Annotated in this window: 17 protein-coding genes; 12 read left to right on the top strand and 5 right to left on the bottom strand. The window is 72.1% G+C overall.

Annotation, left to right across the window (positions count from 1 at the left end; genetic code table 11):
- Window positions 1–8 precede the first annotated feature (8 nt).
- Window positions 9–659, top strand: a complete 651-nt coding sequence (gene thiE, locus F5972_RS09395; protein WP_150933025.1) for a thiamine phosphate synthase — start codon at window positions 9–11, stop codon at window positions 657–659.
- A 10-nt stretch (window positions 660–669) separates the two neighbouring features.
- Here thiE and F5972_RS09400 read toward each other — a convergent pair whose 3' ends face one another.
- Window positions 670–1,737 carry a polyprenyl synthetase family protein gene (locus tag F5972_RS09400; RefSeq protein ID WP_150933026.1) on the bottom strand — a complete coding sequence of 356 codons (1,068 nt, stop codon included), beginning with the start codon at window positions 1,735–1,737 and terminating at the stop codon, window positions 670–672.
- Between the two features lie 166 nt (window positions 1,738–1,903).
- On the opposite strand from F5972_RS09400, the gene metF reads away from it, so the two are divergent.
- Complete coding sequence (gene metF / locus F5972_RS09405; RefSeq protein ID WP_150933027.1) at window positions 1,904–2,830, top strand: methylenetetrahydrofolate reductase [NAD(P)H]; 927 nt, start codon at window positions 1,904–1,906, stop codon at window positions 2,828–2,830.
- A 9-nt stretch (window positions 2,831–2,839) separates the two neighbouring features.
- Here the strand turns inward: metF and F5972_RS09410 are convergent, their stop codons facing one another.
- The gene (locus F5972_RS09410; RefSeq protein ID WP_150933028.1) at window positions 2,840–3,412 is read right to left on the bottom strand and encodes a GNAT family N-acetyltransferase; all 573 of its coding nucleotides are present in this window, start codon (window positions 3,410–3,412) and stop codon (window positions 2,840–2,842) included.
- Between the two features lie 42 nt (window positions 3,413–3,454).
- Window positions 3,455–3,931, bottom strand: a complete 477-nt coding sequence (locus tag F5972_RS09415) for a YbaK/EbsC family protein (RefSeq protein WP_150933029.1) — start codon at window positions 3,929–3,931, stop codon at window positions 3,455–3,457.
- A gap of 124 nt (window positions 3,932–4,055) precedes the next feature.
- Between F5972_RS09415 and F5972_RS09420 the strand changes: the two genes are divergently transcribed.
- Window positions 4,056–4,937 (top strand): L,D-transpeptidase family protein, encoded by an 882-nt coding sequence (locus F5972_RS09420; protein ID WP_225311304.1) that lies wholly within the window; start codon window positions 4,056–4,058, stop codon window positions 4,935–4,937.
- A 390-nt stretch (window positions 4,938–5,327) separates the two neighbouring features.
- Window positions 5,328–5,765, top strand: coding sequence for an SAV_6107 family HEPN domain-containing protein (locus F5972_RS09425; RefSeq protein ID WP_150933030.1), 438 nt, complete (start codon window positions 5,328–5,330; stop codon window positions 5,763–5,765).
- Between the two features lie 4 nt (window positions 5,766–5,769).
- Here the strand turns inward: F5972_RS09425 and F5972_RS09430 are convergent, their stop codons facing one another.
- Window positions 5,770–7,014, bottom strand: a complete 1,245-nt coding sequence (locus tag F5972_RS09430; RefSeq protein ID WP_150933031.1) for an arginine deiminase — start codon at window positions 7,012–7,014, stop codon at window positions 5,770–5,772.
- Between the two features lie 118 nt (window positions 7,015–7,132).
- Window positions 7,133–7,627, bottom strand: a complete 495-nt coding sequence (gene bldD, locus F5972_RS09435; protein WP_117408562.1) for a transcriptional regulator BldD — start codon at window positions 7,625–7,627, stop codon at window positions 7,133–7,135.
- A 415-nt stretch (window positions 7,628–8,042) separates the two neighbouring features.
- On the opposite strand from bldD, the gene pyrR reads away from it, so the two are divergent.
- From pyrR to pyrF, 8 genes are all read left to right on the top strand, one after another.
- Window positions 8,043–8,600: a bifunctional pyr operon transcriptional regulator/uracil phosphoribosyltransferase PyrR gene (pyrR, locus tag F5972_RS09440; protein ID WP_150933032.1), complete on the top strand. Its 558-nt coding sequence runs from the start codon at window positions 8,043–8,045 to the stop codon at window positions 8,598–8,600.
- A complete protein-coding gene (locus F5972_RS09445) occupies window positions 8,597–9,532 on the top strand; it encodes an aspartate carbamoyltransferase catalytic subunit (RefSeq protein ID WP_150933033.1) in 936 nt (311 codons plus the stop codon). Before pyrR ends, F5972_RS09445 begins: the two co-directional genes overlap by 4 nt.
- 26 nt (window positions 9,533–9,558) lie before the next feature.
- The gene (locus F5972_RS09450) at window positions 9,559–10,860 is read left to right on the top strand and encodes a dihydroorotase (RefSeq protein WP_150933034.1); all 1,302 of its coding nucleotides are present in this window, start codon (window positions 9,559–9,561) and stop codon (window positions 10,858–10,860) included.
- Window positions 10,857–11,975: a glutamine-hydrolyzing carbamoyl-phosphate synthase small subunit gene (gene carA / locus F5972_RS09455; RefSeq protein ID WP_150933035.1), complete on the top strand. Its 1,119-nt coding sequence runs from the start codon at window positions 10,857–10,859 to the stop codon at window positions 11,973–11,975. Before F5972_RS09450 ends, carA begins: the two co-directional genes overlap by 4 nt.
- The gene (carB, locus tag F5972_RS09460) at window positions 11,968–15,246 is read left to right on the top strand and encodes a carbamoyl-phosphate synthase large subunit (RefSeq protein ID WP_150933036.1); all 3,279 of its coding nucleotides are present in this window, start codon (window positions 11,968–11,970) and stop codon (window positions 15,244–15,246) included. The genes carA and carB overlap by 8 nt, the downstream gene beginning before the upstream one ends.
- 165 nt (window positions 15,247–15,411) lie before the next feature.
- Window positions 15,412–16,269, top strand: coding sequence for a dihydroorotate dehydrogenase electron transfer subunit (locus F5972_RS09465; protein WP_150933037.1), 858 nt, complete (start codon window positions 15,412–15,414; stop codon window positions 16,267–16,269).
- A gap of 21 nt (window positions 16,270–16,290) precedes the next feature.
- Window positions 16,291–17,265: a dihydroorotate dehydrogenase gene (locus tag F5972_RS09470; protein WP_150933038.1), complete on the top strand. Its 975-nt coding sequence runs from the start codon at window positions 16,291–16,293 to the stop codon at window positions 17,263–17,265.
- Window positions 17,262–17,972, top strand: coding sequence for an orotidine-5'-phosphate decarboxylase (gene pyrF, locus F5972_RS09475; RefSeq protein ID WP_150933039.1), 711 nt, complete (start codon window positions 17,262–17,264; stop codon window positions 17,970–17,972). Before F5972_RS09470 ends, pyrF begins: the two co-directional genes overlap by 4 nt.
- Window positions 17,973–18,073: the final 101 nt, after the last annotated feature.

An 18,073-nucleotide genomic window follows, 5' to 3' on the forward strand; every position in this document is an offset into this window, starting at 1 on the left:
TTGGTCGGGTGAACGACACCCGGCGACGGCTCGCGCAGGCCAGGCTCTACCTCTGCACCGACGGCAGGAGGGACCGCGGCGACCTCGAGGACTTCCTCGACGCGGTCCTGGCCGGCGGCGTGGACATCGTCCAGCTGCGGGAGAAGGGCCTGGAGGCCCGCGAGGAGCTGGGCCTGCTGGAGGTGTTCCGCGCGGCATGCGACCGGCACGGCGCGCTGCTGGCGGTAAACGACCGGGCGGACGTCGCGTACGCCGCCCGGCCGGACATCCTGCACCTCGGTCAGGACGACCTCCCGGTCCCCGTGGCCCGGGAGATCCTGGGCTCCGGCGTGCTCGTCGGCAGGTCGACCCACTCGGCGGCCGAGGCATCGGCCGCCGCGGTGGAGCCGGGCGTGGACTACTTCTGCTGCGGGCCGGTGTGGCCCACGCCGACCAAGCCGGGCCGTCCGGCGCCCGGCCCCGCGCTGCTGGAGCACGCCGCGAGCCTGGGCACCGACCGGCCGTGGTTCGGCATCGGCGGCATCGGCCCGGACAACCTCGACGAGGTGATGGCGCACGGCGTGCGCCGGGCGGTGGTCGTCAGGGCCGTCACCGAGGCCGAGGACCCCGGAGCCGCGGCCGCGGCTCTCAAGGCGCGCCTGTCGGCCGTCCCGCTGTGAGCCGGGCCGGTCAGGTGCGGCGCGAGGTGGCGGCGACGGCCAGGGCGGCCAGCGCGGCGCGGGCGTCCTCCTCGATCGGCGCCTGTTCGAGGGCGTGCATCGCCTCGTCCAGATAGCGCTTGATCATGTCCTCGCAGTCCGTCAGCGCGCCGGTCTCCTCGATCAGCGTGCGCAGCGACGCGACCCCGTCGGCGTCGAGCCCGGGGTCGCCCAGCAGGGTCCGTACGACGTCCTGCTGGGCGGGGGTGGCCCCGGCGAGCGCCCGCGCGATGAGCACGGTCCGCTTGCCCTCGCGCAGGTCGTCCCCGGCGGGCTTGCCGGTCTCGGCCGGGTCGCCGAACACGCCGAGGATGTCGTCGCGGAGCTGGAAGGCGATGCCGACCCGCTGGCCGTACTGCACGCAGAGGCGGTCGATCCAGGGGTGCCGGGCCCGGGCGGCGAGCACGAGCCCGAGCCGCAGCGGCTGCTCGACGGAATATTTACCGCTCTTGTAAAGGGCCACCCGCAGGGCGCTGTCGAAGGTGCTCTCACCCTGCGCCTGCTCCAGCAGATCGAGATACTGCCCGCACATCAGCTCGGTGAGCATGTAGTCGTGCAGGGGCTGGGCCGCGGCGATCGCCCGGGGGTCGAGGCCGCTGCCGCGCCACATCTCGCCGGACCACACCAGCAGCAGGTTGCCCAGCAACACGGCCGAGCCCTCGCCGAACTGCCGCGCCGACCCGTGCCAGCCCGCGTCCGCGTGCATGCGCTCGAAGCGCCGGTGCGCCGAGGGCATGCCGCGGCGTACGTCGCTCGCGTCCATGACATCGTCGTGGATCAGCGCACTGGCCTGGAGGAGCTCGAGCGACGCGGCGGCGAAGTGCAGGCCCGGCTCGTCTCCGCCCCCGGCGGCGCGCCAGCCCCAGTGGCAGAAGGCGGGACGCAGTCGCTTGCCCCCGGCGAGGAAGTCCTCCGCGGCGGAGAGCAGGACGGCCAGGTGCGGGTCCTCGAAGTGTGGGCGCTGCCGGTCGAGGAACTCCCGGAGAACGCGGTCCACCTCCGTACGGATGTGGTCGAGCGAGGCGGCGGAAGTGGTCATGCATCAGAGAGTAACCGGGGCAGATCCCGACATCACAGCGCAGATCCCCTCTAAATTGGTCAGCTCGCGCTGTTAGGGCAAAACGTCCGTATGGTCCGTTCAGCCGGCCGGTCCACATGGCAAGACCGCGAGGCCGGGGAGCGGCCCGCGCGGTAATCTTTCCCGTATGGCTCTCGGTCTGCCCTCGCGGCTCCCCGATCGTGTCCCGACGGTCCGCGAACTGCTGGCCGCGGGAGAGCGCTCGTTCTCGTTCGAGTTCTTCCCGCCGAAGACCGACGAGGGGGAGCGCCAGCTGTGGCGCGCGATCCGCGAGCTGGAGGCGCTGCGGCCGACGTTCGTCTCCGTCACCTACGGCGCCGGCGGCTCGACCCGCGACCGCACCGTGGACATCGTCGAGCGGCTGGCCCACGAGACGACGCTGACGCCCGTGGCCCACTTCACCGCCGTCGACCATTCCATCCGTGAGCTGCGCCACCTCGTCGGCCGGTTCGCCGACGCCGGGGTGCGCAACATCCTCGCCGTGCGCGGCGACCCGCGTGGCGGCAACCCGCTGGACGAGTGGGTCAGGCACCCCGAGGGCGTCCTGTACGCCGAGGACCTGGTGCGGCTGATCCGCCAGGCGGGCGACTTCTGCGTGGGGGTGGCGGCCTTCCCGTACAAGCACCCGAGGTCGGCCACGATCGAGTCGGACACGAACTACTTCGTGCAGAAGTGCCGGGCCGGCGCCGACTACGCGATCACCCAGATGTTCTTCCGCGCGGAGGACTACCTGCGGCTGCGCGACCGCGTGGCGGCCCAGGGGTGCGACACGCCGATCATCCCCGGCGTCATGCCCGTGACGCAGATGAGCACGATCGCCCGGTCCGAGCAGCTGTCGGGCGCGCCGTTCCCGCCGGAGGTGGCCGAGCGGTTCGCGGCCGTCGCCGACGATCCGGTGGCGGTCCGCCGCCTGGGGATCGAGCACGCCGCCGAGATGTGCCAGACGCTCCTGGACGAGGGCGCCCCCGGCATCCACTTCATCACCTTCAACCGGTCGAGCGCGACCCGCGAGGTGTTCAAGGCGCTGCACGGCGTGCCCGCCGTCGCGGGGTGACCCGCCCGCTCAGTCTTTCGGGAACGGCGCGGGGCCGGGCAACGGCAGCCGCACCCCGGCGATGACGTACTCCTCGTAGCCGCCGGGGAAGACGAACCGGGTCATCAGATCGGCGAAGCCCACGTCGCGATAGAGATGGCGGGCGGCCGTGGGGGCGTCGTGCGTGGACAGCACGGCGGTGCGCTCCGGGCGGCCCTCGCACAGCGCGTGGATCATGCGCCGCCCGACGCCCTTGCCCTGATACTCGGGGCGCACGTGGATCTCGGCGATCTCCAGGGCGTCGCCGAACCACTCGTCGGCCACCACCGGGCCCGCCCGGTCCTGCAGGCCCCCGCGGACGACGTCGTGCCACCACTGGCCGGGGCCGCCGTGGAAGCCGTACGCGAAGCCGGCGATGCCCGGGCCCTGCGGGTCCTCGGCGAGGACGCAGGCGAAGTCGGGATAGGCGGCGTGGTTGCGCATTATCGCCATGCGGCCCGCGAGCTGGTCCGACGGCGGCCGCATGGCGTCCGTGTAGATCTCCAGCACGGTGTCCAGCACCGCCCTGAACGTGTCGGGCCCCACCCGGCGCAGTCGGATCACCCGTCGCACACTAGCAAAGCGGCCCGAGGCCGGTCGCGGACGTCACCCGACCTCGGCGGGCGTGCCCCCGGTGATCCGTACGAGCTCGTCGAAGGACGTGGGGAAGACCGAGTGGGGATGCCCGGCGGCGGCCCACACGACCTCGTGCTTGCCCAGCCAGGTGTCCACCAGCGTCCGCACGGGCGCGGGGTGCCCGACCGGGGCCACGCCGCCGATGGGCTGCCCGGTGTGCTCGCGGACGAACTCCGGCGTGGCCCTGCGCACCTTCGCGGCTCCGACGAGCCGCGCGATCAGGTCGGTGTTCACGCGATGGGCCCCGCTGGTCAGCACCAGCAGCGGCGCGCCGTCCGCGTCGAAGATCAGGCTGTTGGCGATCGCGCCGATCTCGCAGCCGAGCTGGGCCGCCGCCGTGGCGGCCGTCGGCGCGGCGTCGTCCAGCACGACGACCTCACCGGTCACCTGCCGGTCCCGCAGGGCCTGCTCGACTCGGACGACGTTGGGATGCAACTTTTCCGGCACCCGGCCACTCTAAACGGATTGCCAGGACAGACTCGGCCGATTATCGCCACTTGTGATCACACGGCTCGCAATCGGACCGTAAGGTGAGTCCTTTGTTCGGAATCAGGCTTATGAGGGGTTGGTCATGATGAGAGGTCGACGGCGGCCGGCCGTGGCCATGCTCGCCGCCGTGGGGGCGGTGACCTTCGCGACGGCAGGGGTCGCCGGCCCGGCGCGGGCCGCCGCGGTTCCGGCGGGAGCCGTGACGTACGCGACGGCCGGTCTCACCGGTGTGGCGCCGGCGGGTGCGGCGCGAACGCTCACGGCGCCGGCGGCCGGGACGCGGGGAGCGCTGCCCGGACGGGCCGGGTACCCGCCGTTCGAGGCGCCGGGGAAGACGCTCAAGCTCGGCGCCAAGGGCGGCGCGGTGAAGGCGCTGCAAGTGCGGCTCAAGGAGCTCGGCTACGTGCCCGGGAGCGCCGACGGCCGCTACGGCGGGGCCACCCTGACGGCGCTCTGGGCGTTCCAGAAGGTGCAGGGAATCACGCCGACCAGCACGGTCGCCGCCCGCACCTGGAGGGCGCTGGAGAACCCCCGCGCGCCCCGGGTCCTCGTGCCCCGCGGAAAGGCCGGCCGGGTCGAGGTGGACCTGACCAAACAGGTGATGGTTCTGTATCGTTCCGGCGTCCCGGTGCTGATCAGTCACATCTCCAGCGGCAGCGGCGTTCCCTACACCGAGTACGCCGTGTGGAACGGCAAGAGGCAGGTGTTCTCCGGCAGCGCCCGCACGCCGACCGGCGACTACAAGACCACGTGGCGGGCCAGGGGCTGGCACCGGTCCTACCTGGGGCAGCTCTACAACCCGATCTTCTTCAACGGCGGCATCGCCCTCCACGGCGCACTGTCGGTGCCGCTCTACCCGGCGTCGCACGGCTGCGTCCGGCTGCCGATGAACGTCGCCGAGATCCTGCCGGGCATGCTCGGCAAGGGTGTTCCCGTGCACGTCAGAGGCGCCTTCCGGCGATAGCCCGCTGATGGGAGGGCCCCGCGCGACGCGATCGCGCGGGGCCCTTCGTCGTACGTGCCCCCGTCAGTCCTCGAACCCTTGTTCGTTGACAGCCTTGACAGCGGCCATGATCGAATCTATGTTCGATGGAGTGGGCGCGGGACTCGCGGCCTGCGCCCACACCGTCGGATCCGTGCCTACGTCGTCGGCGGAGACGGATACGGCACGGCCCGCGGCGTGGGCCGGACGGGGAGAGGGGAAGCTCCTCGTCCGGCCGCCCACGGGAGCGTGAGAAGGCGTGTGGTCCCGGTGGTGCCCGGGATTACGCGGCCGAGCGAAATTGTCGGTGCTGTCTGCGACTGTGAAGTCACCGGTGGAATTCGCCGGATGCCACGACTCAAGGAGGCGGGCATGACTGAAGAGAACGGTGATCAGCGGACCGGGCCCCGGCTTCCGCAGGCGGTCCTGGCGCGTCTCGCGGACGCCAGGGCGTGCCTCGCGGACGCCACCGTCGGGACCACGCCCGCGGACCGCTACGTGTCGGCCCATCTCGCGGCGCTGCGCGCGGCCGCGGGGATCCTCGCCGCGCGCCCCCGCCCGATGGACGGACGCAGGCGGCGGCTGCGCAGCGCCTGGGAGCTGCTTCCCGAGGCCGAGCCGAAGCTCGCGGACTGGGCGGCCTACTTCGCGATGAGCGCGACCAAGCGAGCGGCGGTCGAGGCCGGAATGGTCCGGGCCGTCACTCAGAACGACGCAGACGAGATCATAGCGGAAGCGGACAGGTTCGTCGGCGAGGTCGAGTCGATCCTCGGCCTGCCCGGCCGCCCCACCCTCCCGATGGCCGGCTGACGCGTCAGGCCGGATCGCGCTCCAGAGGGCAGCTCATGCAGCGGGGCCCGCCCCGTCCCCGGCCGAGTTCGCTGCCGCGGATCGGGATGACCTCGATGCCGTGCCTGCGCAGGTGGTTGTTGGTCGTGGTGTTGCGCTCGTAGGCGACGACCACTCCCGGCTCCAGGGCCAGCACGTTGCAGCCGTCGTCCCACTGCTCGCGCTCGGCCGCGTGCACGTCCTGCGTCGGCGTGAGGACCTTGATGTCGTCCAGGCCGAGGGCCCGTGCGATCGCCCGGTGCATGTCCTCGGGCGGATGGTCGACGACCTTCAGCTCCTTGTCGGTGTCGCCCGGCTCCACCGTGTACGACGGCAGCATGCCGAGCCCGGCGTACTTCGTGAACACCCCCACGTCGACGTTGGTCATCACGGTGTCGAGGTGCATGAAGGCGCGGGTCTTGGGGAGGTCGAGCGCCACGATGCGGGTCGCCGCGCCCGCGCGGAAGAGGTTCGTCGCCAGCATCTCGACCGCCTGCGGCTGGGTGCGCTCGCTCATCCCGACGAGCACGACACCGTCGCCGAGCACCAGCACGTCGCCGCCCTCGATGGTGGCCGGGGCCATGCGGGTGCCGTCGTACCAGACGTCGAACCCCCCGCCGGACGGGTCGCCGTAGCCCGGGGCGAACATCGGGTGCCACCGGTAGACCGCCTCGTAGTTGAGGGTCTCGCGCCTGCGCGCCTTCTTGCGCATGGCGTTGATGGACACCCCGCCGTACACCCAGCAGGAGGTGTCGCGGGCGAACAGGTGGTTCGGCAGCGGCGGGAGGACGAAGTCGTCCAGGCCGAGGGCGTGGAAGACGACCGACCCCGGGTCGCAGCCCAGCTCCCTGATCTCGCGCTTGGTGATCCCGCCGGTCAGGTACGGCGCGAGCGCGGCGCCGTCGAGGGCGTCCAGCGTGTTGCGGATCGCGTCGGCGGCCAGCGGGCCGAACCAGTGCTCGTCGACGCTGCCGTCGAGGATGTGCTTGCGCGCGTCGGGGACCTCGATCACCTCCCGCAGGAGATCGCCGAGGTGGTGCACCGTGACGCCGCGCGCGGTGAGCACCTCGCACCACTCACGGTGCTCCTCCAGCGCGCGCTGCACCCAGAGCACGTCGTCGAAGAGCAGGCCGTCCTTGTTGCCGGGGGTGAGCCGCTTGAGCGCCAGTTCGGGGATGTCGACCAGGACCTGGCGGAGCCTGCCCACCTCCGAGCCCACGAAGAAAGTCATGTCCCGTCCTATCCCCGCATGACAGGAATCACTCGTGAGGTGGCTCCCCGGCGCGCAGGGGACCGACGGGGGCCGCCGCGGCGGCCCGGCGGCCGGAAGGAGCGGTCGGAAGGAGTGGTCAGAAGGACTCGACGGCGCGGCGGGCCTCGGCGTCGAGCACGCCCCAGTTGATGAACTCCTCGGTCAGCTCGACGGGTGACTTGTCGTAGATGACCGCCAGCGAGCGCAGGTCCTCCTGCCGGATGGACAGCACCTTGCCGTTGTAGTCACCCCGCTGGCTCTGGATCGTGGCCGCGTAGCGGGCCAGCGGACCGGCCTTGTCCTTCGGCAGCTGCGACAGCCGCTCCAGGTCGATGACCAGCTTGGGAGCCGGCGCGAGCGGGCTGGGCGCGGCCCCGCCGGGCAGCAACTCGGAGACCGGCACCCCGTAGAAGTCCGCGAGTTCGGCGAGCTTCTGCACGGTCACCGCACGGTCGCCCCGCTCATAGGAGCCCACGACGACGGCCTTCCACCGGCCGCGGGACTTCTCTTCGACACCGTGCAGGGACAACCCCTGCTGGGTCCGGATGGCGCGCAGGCGCGCGCCCAGCGACTTGGCGTAGTCAGACGGCATCGTGTGGCCCCCGGCTTTCTATGTCTCTTCTCACTTGATTGTGCGTCCTTGTCCTAAGCGTTCCGAACACCGGGGCTGGCACCGGGACTGGCACTGGGCCCGGCACCTTCGGTGACCGCTGCGTCGGGTTTTACCCAGGAAGGTCGCGTGTTGTGGTTACGGACAGTGACGGTAAAGCCGACACTCCCAAAGGTCAAGCTGATTGGAAAAAAGAGCGCCAAACAGTGCTCTCACCGAAATCCCCGACACCCGATGTGATGCGGCTTCCGATCCGTCGAGGGCCGGGTGCGGGTGCCGCCCTCCCGGCGCATCACCCCTGGCGGGAGGGGGGATGACGGAGGGCCCTGATACTCTATGCAGACCTGACACCCTTTTAAGACCCGTCCCGTGAGGCGGGAAAGGTGGTGACTTTTTCATGTCCGATGCCCAAAATCAGGCCCGTGCCGTCCTGGAGGGGCCCGACATCCACCGGGCGCTCACGCGGATCGCGCACGAGATCCTGGAGCGGACGAGAGGCGCCGAGAGCGTCGTCCTGCTCGGCATCCCCACCCGCGGCGCCACCCTGGCCCACCGGATCGCCGGCCGGATCGCGCAGTTCGAGGGGATCAAGGTCCCCGTCGGCGCGATCGACATCACGATGTACCGCGACGACCTGCGGCTGCGCCCGGCGCGCCCGCTCGGCCGCACCGAGCTTCCCCCGGACGGCGTGGACGGCAGGACCGTCGTCCTCGTGGACGACGTCCTCTTCTCCGGGCGCACGGTGCGCGCCGCGCTCGACGCGCTGAACGACGTCGGCAGGCCCCGGGCGGTCCAGCTCGCGACGCTGGTGGACCGCGGCCACCGGGAGCTGCCGATCCGCGCCGACTACGTCGGCAAGAACCTGCCGACCTCCAAGAGCGAGAAGGTCAAGGTCTTCCTGCAGGAGACGGACGGGCGCGACGCGGTCGTGCTCATCAAGGGGGACGACCGATGAAGTCGCACCTGCTCTCGACCGGCGACCTCAGCCGCGACGACGCCCTCCTCATCCTCGACACGGCGGAGGAGCTGGCCCGGGTCTCGCAGCGGTCGATCAAGAAGCTGCCGACGCTGCGCGGCCGGACGGTGGTGAACCTCTTCTTCGAGGACTCCACCCGGACCCGCATCTCCTTCGAGGCCGCGGCCAAGCGCCTGTCGGCCGATGTGATCAACTTCTCGGCCAAGGGGTCGAGCGTGTCCAAGGGCGAGTCGCTGAAGGACACCGCGCTCACCCTGGAGGCCATGGGCGCCGACGCCGTGGTGATCCGGCACAGCGCCTCGGGCGCGCCGCACCGCCTGGCCAACTGGGTGCGCGGCAGCGTGGTGAACGCCGGCGACGGCACCCACGAGCACCCGACGCAGGCGCTGCTCGACGCCTTCAGCATCCGCCGCAGGCTCGGCCGGCTCGACGGACTGAAGATCTCGATCGTCGGCGACGTGCTGCACAGCCGGGTCGCCCGGTCGAACGTGCTGCTGCTGCACACGCTCGGCGCCGAGGTCACGCTGGTCGCGCCGCCGACCCTGCTGCCGGTGGCGGTCGAGAGCTGGCCCTGCCAGGTCTCGTACGACCTCGACGCGGTGCTGCCGAAGTCGGACGTCGTGATGATGCTGCGGGTCCAGCTCGAACGGATGAACGCGGCCTACTTCCCCTCGGCGCGGGAGTACAGCCGCCGCTACGGCCTCGACCGCGACCGCTTCGCCCGCCTGCACGACGACGCGATCGTCATGCACCCCGGACCGATGAACCGCGGCATGGAGATCTCCGCGGAGGTCGCCGACTCGCCCCGATCGACGATCGTCGAGCAGGTCGGCAACGGCGTGACGGTCCGGATGGCCGTCCTCTATCTGCTGCTCGGCGGTTCCGAGCCCGCCATCGGAGGCGCCGAATGAGCGCGTACGACCTTCACGAGGGAGCTGTGACCACCATCCTCATCAGGGGCGCCCGCATCCTGGGCGGCGCCCCGCGCGACATCCTGCTGCGCGACGGCCTCGTGGCCGAGATCGGCGACCTCGCGGGCGCCGGAGCGGACCAGACGGTCGACGCCACCGGGCTGGTCGCCCTGCCCGGCCTGGTCGACCTGCACACCCATCTGCGCGAGCCCGGCCGGGAGGACGCCGAGACCGTCGAGACCGGCACCCAGGCCGCGGCGCGCGGCGGTTACACCGCCGTCCACGCGATGGCCAACACCTCCCCGGTGGCCGACACCGCCGGGGTGGTCGAGCAGGTCTGGCGGCTCGGCCAGGAGTCCGGCCACTGCGACGTCCAGCCCGTCGGCGCGGTGACCTCCGGCCTGGAGGGCCGCCAGCTCGCCGAACTCGGCGCGATGGCCGACTCCGCGGCCCGCGTGCGGGTCTTCTCCGACGACGGCAGGTGTGTGTCGGACGCGGTGCTGATGCGCCGGGCGCTGGAGTACGTCAAGGCGTTCGACGGCGTGGTCGCCCAGCACGCCCAGGAGCCCAGGCTGACCGAGGGCGCCCAGCTCAACGAGGGCGAGGTGTCTGCCCGGCTCGGCCTCACCGGCTGGCCGGCCGTCGCGGAGGAGGCGATCATCGCGCGCGACTGCCTGCTGGCCGCGCACGTCGGCTCCCGGCTGCACGTCTGCCACGTCTCCACCGCGGGCTCCGTCGAGATCATCCGATGGGCCAAGTCGAAGGGCTGGGACGTGACCGCCGAGGTCACCCCGCACCACCTGCTGCTGACCGACTCCCGCGCGGAGACCTCGCCGCTCGGGCCGTACAACCCGATCTACAAGGTGAACCCGCCGCTGCGCACCGCCGAGGACGTGCGGGCGCTGCGCGAGGCCCTCGCCGACGGCACGATCGACTGCGTTGCCACCGACCACGCCCCCCACCCGGTCGAGGACAAGGAGACCGAGTGGGCCGCGGCGGCGATGGGCATGATCGGCCTGGAGACCGCCCTGCCGGTGGTCCAGGAGGCCATGGTCGAGACCGGGCTGCTCGACTGGGCCGGCGTCGCCGACCGCATGTCCGCGCGGCCGGCCAGGATCGGCCGCCTGGCCGGGCACGGCCGGCCCATCGAGCCCGGCGCGCCCGCCAACGTCACCCTGTACGACCCGTCCGTCCGGCGTCCCGTGGACCCCACCGCGATGGCGTCGAAGAGCCGGAACACCCCGTACGAGGGGATGACCCTGCCCGGCCGCGTGGTCGCCACGTTCCTGCGCGGCCGCCCCACCGTTCTCGAAGGGAAGCTCGTATGACAGCCCTGCTGGTTCTCGAGGACGGACGCGTCTTCGAGGGAACGCCGTACGGCGCCGTGGGTGAGACGTTCGGCGAGATGGTCTTCAACACCGGCATGACCGGCTACCAGGAGACCCTCACCGACCCCTCCTACCACCGCCAGATCGTGGCGATGACCGCCCCCCACATCGGCAACACCGGCGTGAACGACGAGGACCCCGAGTCCCGCCGCGTCTGGGTCGCGGGCTACGTGGTGCGCGAGCCGTCGCGGATCCCGTCCAACTGGCGCTCCCGCCGGACGCTCGACGACTACCTGCGCGAGCAGGGCGTCGTCGGCATCGCCATGTCCGGCACCCGGGCCCTCACCCGCCACCTGCGCGAGCGCGGCGCGATGCGCGCCGGCGTCTTCAGCGAGGGCGGCGACGTGGACGAACTGGTCGAGCGCGTGCGGCGCTCGCCCGGCATGGAGGGCGCCGACCTCGCCCGCGAGGTCAGCACGCCCGAGCCGTACGTCGTGCCGGCGCGCGGGCGCAAGCGCTTCACCGTCGCCGCGGTCGACCTCGGCATCAAGGCGATGACCCCCGAGCGGATGGCCGAGCGGGGCTGCGAGGTGCATGTGCTGCCCGCCACCGCCGGCGCCGCCGACATCCTCGCCCTCGGCCCCGACGGCGTCTTCTTCTCCAACGGCCCCGGCGACCCCGCCGCGGCCGGGTACGCGGTCGAGTCGCTGCGCGAGGTGCTGGACGCGAGCGTGCCGTTCTTCGGCATCTGCTTCGGCAACCAGATCCTCGGCCGGGCGCTCGGCCTCGGCACCTACAAGCTGCGGTACGGCCACCGCGGCGTGAACCAGCCCGTGCAGGACCGCAGGACCGGCAAGGTCGAGATCTCCGCGCACAACCACGGCTTCGCCGTACAGGCGCCGCTCGACGGGCCCTTCGAGACACCGTACGGCGCGGCGGAGGTCAGCCACGTCAACCTCAACGACGACTGCGTGGAGGGGCTGCGCCTGCTGGACCGTCCGGCGTTCAGCGTCCAGTACCACCCCGAGGCGGCGGCCGGCCCGCACGACGCGGCCTATTTGTTCGACGAGTTCTGCGAGCTGATGGACAAGAAGAAGGGGGCCAAGGGTGCCTAAGCGTACGGACATCAGGTCCGTCATGGTGATCGGCTCCGGCCCGATCGTCATCGGACAGGCGTGCGAGTTCGACTACTCCGGCACCCAGGCCTGCCGGGTCCTGCGCAGCGAGGGCTTCCGGGTCGTCCTGGTCAACAGCAACCCGGCCACGATCATGACGGACCCCGAGTTCGCCGACGCCACCTACGTCGAGCCGATCACTCCGGACATCGTCGAGAAGATCATCGCTAAGGAGCGGCCCGACGCGCTGCTGCCCACGCTGGGCGGCCAGACGGCGCTGAACACGGCGGTGGCGCTGCACGAGGCGGGTGTCCTGACCAAGTACGGCGTCGAGCTGATCGGCGCGGACATCGACGCCATCCAGGCGGGGGAGAACCGCGAGCGGTTCAAGGAGATCGTCGCGAAGGTGGCCGCCGAGCACGGCCTCAACGCCGAGTCGGCGCGCAGCGCGATCTGCCACACGATGGACGACTGCCTGCGCGCGGCCGGCGAGCTGGGCTACCCGGTCGTCGTCCGCCCGAGCTTCACGATGGGCGGCGCCGGGTCCGGCTTCGCCCACGACGAGGAGGAGCTGCGCCGCATCGCGGGCGCCGGCCTCGACGCGTCCCCGACCACCGAGGTGCTCCTGGAGGAGTCGATCCTCGGCTGGAAGGAGTACGAGCTGGAGGTCATGCGCGACCGGGCCGACAACGTGGTCATCGTGTGCTCCATCGAGAACATCGACCCGATGGGCGTCCACACCGGCGACAGCGTGACCGTGGCGCCCGCGCTGACGCTGACCGACCGCGAGTACCAGAACATGCGCGACGTCGCGATCGCGGTCATCCGCGAGGTCGGCGTCGACACCGGCGGCTGCAACATCCAGTTCGCGGTCGACCCGGCGACCGGCCGGATGATCGTCATCGAGATGAATCCGCGCGTGTCGCGGTCGTCGGCGCTCGCGTCGAAGGCCACCGGCTTCCCGATCGCCAAGATCGCCGCCAAGCTCGCGATCGGCTACACGCTCGACGAGATCCCCAACGACATCACCAAGGAGACCCCGGCGTCGTTCGAGCCGTCGCTCGACTACATCGTGGTCAAGGTGCCGAGGTTCGCGTTCGAGAAGTTCGCCGGGGCCGACGAGACGCTGACGACCCACATGAAGTCGGTCGGCGAGGCGATGGCGATCGGCCGTTCGTTCCCCGAGGCGCTGCAGAAGGCGCTGCGGTCGCTGGAAAAGAAGGGGTCGTCGTTCACCTGGGCGGGCGAGACCGGCGACCTGGACGCGCTCCTGGAGGCCTGCCGCAGGCCCCACGACGGGCGGCTGCGCACGATGCAGCAGGCCATCAGGGCCGGCGCCACCCCCGAGCAGGTCCACGAGGCCACCTCGGTCGACCCGTGGTTCGTCGACCAGCTCTTCGCGATCGACGAGGTCGCCCGGTCGATCACCACGCTCGACCGGCCCACCCTGGAGACGGCCAAGCGGCACGGCTTCAGCGACGCGCAGATCGCCGAGATCCTCGGCGTGGCGGAGGCCGAGGTGCGCTCGGCCCGGTACGAGCTGGGCCTGCGGCCCGTCTACAACACCGTGGACACCTGCGCCGCCGAGTTCGCCGCGCGCACGCCCTACCTCTACTCCACGTACGACGAGGAGACCGAGGTGCCGGTGGGGGACCGGCCCAAGGTGATCATCCTCGGCAGCGGGCCCAACCGCATCGGCCAGGGCATCGAGTTCGACTACGCCTGCGTCCACGCGTCGTTCGAGCTGGCCAAGGCCGGCTACGAGACCGTGATGGTCAACTGCAACCCCGAGACCGTCTCGACCGACTACGACACCTCCGACCGGCTCTACTTCGAGCCGCTGACGCTGGAGGACGTGCTGGAGGTCGTGCACGCCGAGCAGGAGACCGGGCCGGTCGCGGGAGTGGTCGTCCAGCTCGGCGGCCAGACGCCGCTCGGGCTCGCCCAGGCGCTCAAGGACGCCGGGGTGCCGGTGGTCGGCACCTCGCCCGAGGCGATCCACCTCGCCGAGGACCGCGGCGCGTTCGGCCGGGTCCTCGCCGAGGCCGGGCTGACCGCGCCCAAGCACGGCACCGCGACGACCGTGGACGAGGCCAGGGCGGTCGCCGAGGAGATCGGCTACCCCGTGCTCGTACGGCCGTCGTACGTCCTCGGCGGCGCCGGCATGGCCATCGTGTACGACGAGGACACGCTCGCGACCTACATGGCCAGGGCGGCCTCGGAGCACCCGGTGCTGATCGACCGGTTCCTCGACGACGCCATCGAGATCGACGTCGACGCGTTGTTCGACGGCGAGGAGCTCTACCTCGGCGGCGTCATGGAGCACATCGAGGAGGCCGGCATCCACTCCGGCGACTCGGCGTGCGCGCTGCCCCCGATCACGCTGGGCGGCTACGACATCAAGCGGATCCGCGCCGCCACCGAGGCCATCGCCCGCGGCGTCGGCGTGCGCGGACTGCTCAACGTCCAGTACGCGCTGGCCGCGAACGTGCTCTACGTCCTGGAGGCCAACCCCAGGGCCAGCCGTACGGTGCCGTTCGTGTCCAAGGCCACGGCGGTGCCGCTGGCCAAGGCCGCGGCGCGGCTGACGATGGGCGCGACGATCGCCGAACTGCGCGCCGAGGGCATGCTGCCGGACGGCTACGACGGCGGCACCCTGCCGCTGGACGCGCCGGTGGCGGTCAAGGAGGCGGTGCTGCCGTTCAACCGGTTCCGCGGCGTCGACACCGTCCTCGGGCCGGAGATGCGCTCGACCGGCGAGGTCATGGGCATCGACGAGTTCTTCGGCACGGCCTACGCCAAGTCGCAGTCGGCCGCGTACGGCGCGCTGCCCACCAAGGGCCGGGCCTTCGTCTCCGTGGCGAACAAGGACAAGCGGGCCGCGATCTTCCCCGTCAAGGCGCTGGCGGACCTCGGGTTCGAGATCCTCGCCACGGAGGGCACCGCGGAGGTGCTGCGCCGCAACGGCGTCCGTGCCAGGATCGTGCGCAAGCAGAGCGAGGGGACGGGCCCCGGCGGCGAGCCGACGATCGTGCGGCGCATCCTCGACGGGGAGGTGGATCTCATCGTGAACACCCCGTTCGGCAGCCCCGGCCAGTCCGGGCCGCGCCTGGACGGCTACGAGATCCGCACCGCCGCGGTCAACCGCGGCATCGCCTGCATCACCACCGTCCAGGGCCTCGCCGCCGCGGTCCAGGGCATCCAGCACATCGTCCGGGGCGACATCGACGTGTGTTCCCTCCAGGAACACGCCAGGAGGCTGCGAGACTAGCCCGACATCTATCTGAGGGTGCCATGAGCGCGGAGGGCGCGCTGGCGATCTGGACTGAGGAGCGAGGGGAGCGAGGCACGAGCGACCCGGAGCGACGAGGGAAGACGCCAGCTTAGGCGCCCGGAGCCGCGCGAGCGGAGCGAGCGCCATGAGCAGGGAGGATCAGTGGCCGGGAGTCCGGTTCAGGTCACGGGCACGGTGCTGACGACGCGCCGAGTGGACGCCTACCATGCGCTCACCGTCGTCGCCCCGGGCATCGCCGACCGGTTCCGGCCCGGCCACTTCGTCACGGTCGCCGTGGGGGGCCGGAACACCTCGATGCTCACCCGGCGGGCCTTCACCGTCCACGACGTGAAGCCGGACTACGGTGGCACGGTGGAGCTCGTCTTCGGCGTGCGCGGCGCGGGGACGGCCTGGCTCGCCGACCTCAGGGTGCGCGACACGCTCGACCTGGTCGGCCCGCTGGGCCGGCCCTTCCCGCTGCCACGTGACCCCTGCACCTGCGTGCTGGTGGGCGACGAGCACGGCTCGGCGGCGCTGTTCGCGCTGGGCGACGCGCTGCAGCAGCGGGGCTGCCGGGCCGACTTCGTGCTCGGGGCGCCGTCGGCCGACCGGGTCTTCGGGGCGCTGCGGGCCCGCCGGATGGGCGAGACGACCACGCTGACCACCGAGGACGGCTCGCTCGGCATGCGCGGCAGGGTGACCGACGTGCTGCCCGGGGTGATCGCCGACGCGCGGGCCGACGTCGTCTACGCCTGCGGCCCGATGGAGACGCTGCGCGGCGTCACCGCGGTCGCGGCCGAGTTCGGCATCCCGGTGCAGGTCGCCGTGGAGGAGCGGATGGCGTGCGGCATCGGCGTCTGCATGACGTGCGTGGTGCCGGTCATCGGCGACGACGGCGTGACCCGGATGCTCCGCGCGTGCGCCGACGGGCCGGTGTTCCGCGGCGAGCGCGTGCGGTTCGACGACGTCGGAACGATCCCGTTCGACGCGCTCGGCGCGCCAGGCGGACGGCATGCCTGAGCCGGGGCGGGGGCGCCGGCGGTGACGGCCGACCTCCGGACCTATCTGGCGCACGTGGAACTGCCCAACCCGATCCTGACCGCCTCCGGCTGCGGCGGGACCGGCCGTGAGCTGGCCCAGTTCTCCGACGTCCACCGGCTGGGCGCGTTCGTCACCCGGTCGATCACCATGGCCCCGCGCGCGGGACGGCCGACGCCGCGGATGGCCGAGACCCCCTCCGGGCTGCTGAACGCCGTGGGCCTCCAAGGTCCCGGCGTCGAGGCGTTCCTGGAGCGCGAGCTGCCCTGGCTGGCCGAGCGGGGCGCCCGCACGGTCGTGTCGATCGGCGGCGGCACCGTGACCGAGTACACCGCGCTGGCGCGGCGCCTGGCCGAGGTCTCCGGCGTCACCGCCGTCGAGGTCAACCTGTCGTGCCCGAACGTCGAGGACCGCGGCAGGGTGTTCGCCCGAGAGGGCTCGGCCGCCGCGGAGGTCGTGGCCTCGGTGCGCGCGGCCACGCCGTACGACGTGCCGGTGATCGCCAAGCTGTCGCCGGACGTGGCCGACATCGTCGCGGTCGCGCGTGCGTGCGTGGACGGCGGCGCCGACGCCCTCGCGATGATCAACACGCCGGTCGGGATGAGCATCGACGTGGACACGATGCGACCCGCGCTCGCGGCCGGCACCGGGGGCCTGTCCGGCCCCGCCGTACGGCCCCTGGCGGTGCGCTGCGTGTGGCAGGTGCACGCGGCGCTGCCCGGGGTGCCGATCGTGGGCATGGGCGGCGTGACGACCGGCAGGGACGCCCTCGAGCTCGTCCTGGCGGGCGCCTGCGCCGTCGCGGTGGGCACGGCCCTGTTCCACGACCCCTACGCCTGCCCGCGCGTCCTCAGGGAGCTTGAGGAGCTTCTGCAGGCGCGCGGGTTCGACCGCCTCGCCGACGCCGTGGGCCTGGCCCACCGCCCGGCGGGCGCGCAACCACGCACACGCACGGATCTCGAGGAGAGTTCGCTTTGAGCACGCCCGCCCCCATCGCCGTCGCCCTGGACGCGCCCGACCTGGAGACCGCGGCCCGCTGGGCCGGCCTGGTCACTCCGCACGTCTCCACGGTGAAGGTGGGACTGGAACTTTACCTGCGGTACGGGCCCGACGTGATCGCCTCGGTGCGCGGCGCGAGCGGCGTGCAGGTCTTCCTGGACCTGAAGCTGCACGACATCCCGAACACGGTGGGCGCCGCCGCCCGGGCCGTCGCCCGGCTCAAGCCCACCTACCTGACCGTGCACGCCGCCGGGGGTCCCGCCATGGTCAGGGCGGCCGTCGAGGCGTCCCCCGGCACGCGCATCGCGGCCGTGACGCTCCTGACGTCGCTCTCCGAGGCCGATCTCCGCGAGGTGGGCATCCAGGGACCCCCGGTCGACGCCGCGCGCCGTATGGCCGCCGTGGCCGTCGGAGCGGGGGCGCAGGCCCTCGTCTGCTCGCCCCGTGAGGTCGCCGACGTGCGGGCGGAGGTCGGTCCGGAGATCACGCTCATCACCCCCGGCGTACGGCCAGCGGGCGCCGAGACGCAGGACCAGGCGAGGGTGGCCACCCCCGAGCACGCCCTCGCCCAGGGGGCCGACCTCCTCGTGATCGGGCGGCCCATCACCGGGGCGCCCGACCCCGGCGCCGCCGCCGCCGCGATCGCCGCCGCGCTCCGCCGCGTGCGCCCCGTGGGCACTCCGTGAGCACCCCCGAAAGTCCCTGAACGTCTCATCGGGCCCGTCACCAAGCGTCATCCGGTTCCGGGCCTGCTGAGGCGGTTTTGATCTACACAGAGTAACTTTTC

Origin of the sequence: Microbispora cellulosiformans (assembly GCF_008728085.1) — a bacterium.
In the GTDB taxonomy this organism is placed as follows: Bacteria; Actinomycetota; Actinomycetes; order Streptosporangiales; family Streptosporangiaceae; genus Microbispora; species Microbispora amethystogenes.